Source organism: Olsenella massiliensis (assembly GCF_001457795.1).
In the GTDB taxonomy this organism is placed as follows: Bacteria; Actinomycetota; Coriobacteriia; order Coriobacteriales; family Atopobiaceae; genus Olsenella_F; species Olsenella_F massiliensis.
This window is the reverse complement of record NZ_LN898202.1, coordinates 1-4740: the sequence shown is the minus strand read 5'-3', so window position 1 is coordinate 4740 and position 4740 is coordinate 1. Positions and strand designations below refer to the sequence as shown.

Sequence of the window (4740 nt, the reverse complement as noted above, 5' to 3'; positions counted from 1 at the left end):
CCCTTGCGACCGGCGCAGGCCGCGGCGTCCGAGCCCTGGTGGTTGCGGTGACTCGCGCGCGAGACCGACGCGCCGAGGACGCGCCCCGCGGCGTTCTTGATGGTGTGGCGCAGAGCCGCCCCCCCCGTGGCCTCCGAGGGGTTGTGCCCCGGGCGCGTGGCTTTCTCTTATACCCATCTCCCCTTGGACGCCGCGGCGTCCGTCTTGCCCGCGTCGTCGCCACCCGCCGCTTCCGTCGTCGCCGCGTCCGTCGGGGCGCTCGGCGTCCCGGTGATGGAGATTGACCCGATGCCCGAGGTCTTTGACTCGAAGCTCTGGGTCGCGCCGTTCTTGGTGACCGTCACGGCGCTCATGTTGTTGACCGAGACCGTCAACGACTTCGTGACCGTGTATGAGCGCTCCCAGGGACCGGTGACCTGCTCCGCCACCATGCTCGCGCCGCCGCCCTGCTGACCCTGTCGCTCGCCGCCGCGTGGGGGGCCGTCCGCGCGGGCCGCTCCTGGCAGTTCTACCCGACCCTGGGCGCCCTCTCGCCGTGGTGGCGCTACGCCCCCGTCGCCGTCCTGTCGCTGCTGCCCGGGTCGCTTTGTCTCGTGCGGCGGCACGACGATAAGGACGGCGCGGCGACGATGGGCGACGGGACGGGGGGAGGACGATGATGGATGACGCCCGGGTGCCCGCACTCGACGTGGCGGGTCTGAGCTTTGCGTATCGCGCCCTTCCCGGAGGGGAGGCCCCCGCCTCCGCGCCGCGCCTCGTTCTGGACGGCGTTCGCCTTCGGCTTGACGCCGGCTCCTTCGCCGTGATCCAGGGACCCACGGGCTCCGGAAAGAGCACGCTGCTGCGGACGCTCAAGCCCGAGCTCACGCCCGCGGGCGAGCTGGCGGGCGAGGTGCTCGTCTGCGGCCACGGGCTAACCGAGCTGTCGCGCGACCGGCGCCTCTCGGCGAGCCTGGTGGGGATGGTGCTCCAGAATCCCGACGCGCAGCTCGTCTGCGACACGGTCCGGCGAGAGCTGGCCTTTGGCCTGGAGAACCTTTGCGTACAGGCCGGTGAGATGCGCCGTCGGGTGGCCGAGGCCTGCTACCTTCTGGGCATCGAGCCGTGGTTTAACGCGCGCTGCGCGGAGCTCTCGGGAGGCCAGCGCCAGATCGTCGCCCTGGCCGCCGCGCTGGTCATGCGCCCTCGCGTGCTGCTGCTGGACGAGCCCACCGCCCTGCTTGACCCCGTGGCCGAGCAGGAGTTCCTGGGGCTCTTGGCGCGGGTCAACCGGACGCTGGGCGTCACGGTCGTCGTGGCGACCCACGCCGCGCGCGCGTTCGCGCCCTACGCCACGCAGCAGTTTGCGCTGGAGGGAGGCCGCCTGCACCCACGGGGTCGTCCGGACGAGGGGCCCAAGACGACGGGCGAGGGCCTGGGGACGGCCTCGCGCGCCATGGGGAGCCTGGGGACGAGCCCGCGCGCCCTGCCCTGTCTCACCGTCCATCACGAGGCCCCCGCCGGCCCCGCGAGGCCCGTCCTGGAGCTTGAGGACGTCTGGCTGCGGCGCGCGCGCGGCGCGTGGGTGCTCAGGGGACTGGACCTTGCGGTGCGCCCTGGCGAGCTCAGGATCATCGTCGGGGGCAACGGATCGGGCAAGTCCACGCTGCTGGCGCTCGTCGCCGGAACGTTGCGCCCGCAGCGCGGCCGGGTCCGCAACGCCCTGCGCGACGCCCAGGCGCTGCTGCCCCAGAGCCCCAAGGCGCTCCTGTCCGAGGGCAGCGTGGGCGAGGAGCTGATGGCGTGGTCGGGCGCCTGCGGCTACGGCGAGGGCGACGTGCGCGCGCTCTTGGGCCGCGCCGGCCTGGGAGACCTGCCCGCGCGGCGGCACCCCTTTGACCTCTCGGGCGGCCAGCAGGAGCTGTTGGCCCTCTGCAAGCTGCTGCTGGCGCGACCGCGGCTGCTGCTGCTCGACGAGCCCACCAGGGGCCTGGACGCCACGACGCGCGAGCGGGTGCTGGGCCTGCTCGCCGACGCGCGCGCCGAGGGGGCCACCGTGGTCATGGCGACGCATGACATGGAGACGGCCGGCCCCATCGCCGACGGCGTGACGCTGCTCTTTGACGGCCAGGCGGCCGTCAGCGAGTCCGTGGACGCGTTCAGGGAGAGGTCATGGTTGTGGGGGATGGAGCGATGAGCGTGCCCGCGCGGCGCGCGCACGCCACGGAGCTGCTGGCGCTGGCGCTGGTGCCGTCGGCGATGGGGGCCTGCGCCCTGTGGGAGATCGACGGCGCGGCGGGCTTCACGCTTCTGGTCGTGCTCGTGGCGCTTGCGCTCATGTTCGGAACCTTCGAGGCGTCACGGCCCGGGCTCAGGCAGCTCATGGTGACGGTGGTCCTGGCGTCCGTCGCCGCCGCGGGACGGGTGGCGTTCTCGGCGTTGCCCTACGTCAAGCCGGTGTCGGCCGTGGCCATCGTGGCGGGCGCGCTTCTGGGCAGGCGAAGCGGCTTCATGGTGGGGGCCCTCGCCGCCCTCCTGTCCAACGTCGTCTTTGGTCAAGGCGCCTGGACGCCCTGGCAGATGTATGCGTGGGGGCTGGTGGGGTACCTGGCGGGCGAGCTCTTTGCCGCCCCCGCGCACGCTGAGGATTGCAGGGGCCGGCCCGGCGGGCCCAGCCGTCTTGAGGCGCCCGGTGCGGGCATGACGCCGGCGGGAGGGTCCGCGCCCGGTGCGGCGCCCCTCGCCCTGGTCGTCTATGGGCTGCTGTCCGGCCCCCTGTACGGCCTCATCCTGAACGGCTGGTTCGTCCTTGGCTTCGTGCGGCCGCTCACCTGGCAGTCGGTTCTGCTCGCCTATGGGCAGGGCATCCCCTTCGACCTCGTCCATGGCGTCTCCACCGCCCTGTTCCTGACGCTCCTCTGGCTGCCGTGGCAGCGGTCCCTGCGGCGCGTCCTGGCCAAGTTCGACCTTGGCTGACGGCGCGACGCGCCAGGCGCCACGGCGGCGTCGTCCCAAGGAGCTGATAGGGTCGGCGTTTTGAGGGGTACGAACCATATGACTGAAGCGCGACCGGCCCTCGGTCGCCTGACCGGCTGACACGACCGGCGCACGCGGGTCCCGCCTCCGCTGCCGGCAGCGGCACGCCGGCAGGAACAGCGAGAGGAGCATGCCATGGCAGCACCCGTCACACCCACCTTCGGCTACGAGGACGGCATCACGCCCGCCCTGCCCGCCCTCGAGCACGGCGTGCCCGCAGGCACGGGGCTCTGCTAGCCATGGACGAGACGACCTCCTCACCGTCCTCGTCACAGCCTGGGCGCCCGGGCGCGCTCCACGCCGCCGCGCCGGAAGCGTCCTTTGACGGCGGCGCCCGTGAGCGGCGCGAGAAGTCTCGGCAGATGCGCTTTGCCGCCGCGGCCGACCGCATCCCCGACATCGTGATCATCACGGGCATGTCGGGCAGCGGTCGCACCCAGGCCCTCCACGTCTTCGAGGACATGGGCTACTACTGCATCGACAACCTGCCGCCTCGCCTCATCCTTGACCTTGCCAAGCTCGTGGGCATCAACACCGGCATCGACCGTCATCTCGCGGTCACCTGCGACCTGCGCAGCCAGGGGCTCTTTGACGAGATCTCCGACGTCATCCAGACGCTCGACGAGCACGAGCTGTCGCACAAGGTCGTGTTCCTCGACGCCACCGACGAGGTCCTCATGCGCCGCTATGACGAGACGCGTCGCCGCCACCCCCTGGCCAACCAGGGAGACAGCACGCGTCGCGCCATCCTGCGCGAGCGCCGTCAGCTCCAGGAGATTCGCGAGCATGCCGACCTCGTCATCGAGACGAGCCGCCTGCGCACCTCGGCGCTGCGCACCAAGATTCGCCGCGCCTTCTCGGGCCTCACCGACCAGCAGCTCCTGGACGTGCACGTCTTTTCGTTCGGCTTCAAGCATGGCATGCCCGCCGAGGCGGACCTCATGATCGACGTGCGCTTCCTGCCCAACCCCTTCTACGACCCCCAGATGCGCGATCTCACGGGCAACGACGACCTGGTCAGGGACTTCGTCCTGGGGCATGAGGTCACCGGTCGCTTCATGCGGGCCTGGCAGCGCCTGCTCGACGTGGTCATGCCGGGCTACATCGCCGAGGGCAAGGCGCAGCTCTCCATAGCCGTCGGCTGCACCGGCGGACAGCACCGCTCCGTCGCCATCGCCAACGCCACGGCCGACTACCTCAAGGGACAGGGCTATCGCGTGTCTCGGTCGCACCGCGACCTCGAGCTCGCCGCAAGGGGGTAGGGCGATGTCGTTCACCGCGCGCGTGAAGGACGAGCTGTCGCGCCTTGACGGGCGCTGCGACGCGTGCTCCTACGCCGAGCTCTCGGCCATCGTGCGCGTGTGCGGCACCCTCACGCTCTCGGGACGCGCTCGCCACTCCATCCGCGTCTCCACCGAGACGGGGGCCGTGGCCCGCACCATGATCAGGCTCACCCATGAGCTCTTCGACCTTGAGACCCCCCTCACGGTGCGTCGATCCAACCTGCACAAGGCCCGCAACTACCTCATCGAGATACCCGAGCAGGACAAGCTCGCCGCCGCGCTCGTGCGCCTGGGCATCGTCACGCCCGACGCGGGCCTGGTGGGCGGTGTATCGACGCACCGTGAGGGGGGTCTCAAGGTCGAAGAGCTCATGGGTGAGCCTGATCATGGTGCGGGCCACGGCCCCCGTCTCGGTGGAGACGCGGATGGAGGGGCGAGATGG

The 4740-nt window shown here is 71.5% G+C and carries 5 protein-coding genes; 4 read left to right on the top strand and 1 reads right to left on the bottom strand.

Going from position 1 to position 4740, the window contains the following annotated elements; all coding sequences use genetic code 11:
• Positions 1 to 167: 167 nt before the first annotated feature.
• Complete coding sequence (locus tag BN3001_RS08270; RefSeq protein ID WP_148362905.1) at positions 168 to 431, bottom strand: hypothetical protein; 264 nt, start codon at positions 429 to 431, stop codon at positions 168 to 170.
• A 224-nt stretch (positions 432 to 655) separates the two neighbouring features.
• Between BN3001_RS08270 and BN3001_RS00050 the strand changes: the two genes are divergently transcribed.
• From BN3001_RS00050 to whiA, 4 genes are all read left to right on the top strand, one after another.
• On the top strand, positions 656 to 2176 hold the full coding sequence (locus BN3001_RS00050) for an ABC transporter ATP-binding protein (RefSeq protein ID WP_148362904.1): 1521 nt from the start codon (positions 656 to 658) through the stop codon (positions 2174 to 2176).
• Positions 2152 to 2955 carry an ECF transporter S component gene (locus tag BN3001_RS00045; RefSeq protein WP_058269801.1) on the top strand — a complete coding sequence of 268 codons (804 nt, stop codon included), beginning with the start codon at positions 2152 to 2154 and terminating at the stop codon, positions 2953 to 2955. Before BN3001_RS00050 ends, BN3001_RS00045 begins: the two co-directional genes overlap by 25 nt.
• Positions 2956 to 3377: 422 nt before the next feature.
• Positions 3378 to 4277, top strand: coding sequence for an RNase adapter RapZ (gene rapZ, locus BN3001_RS00040; protein WP_058269804.1), 900 nt, complete (start codon positions 3378 to 3380; stop codon positions 4275 to 4277).
• A 4-nt stretch (positions 4278 to 4281) separates the two neighbouring features.
• Positions 4282 to 4740, top strand: a 459-nt coding sequence (whiA, locus tag BN3001_RS08660; RefSeq protein ID WP_148362903.1) for a DNA-binding protein WhiA, incomplete at its 3' end; no start/stop codon positions are given.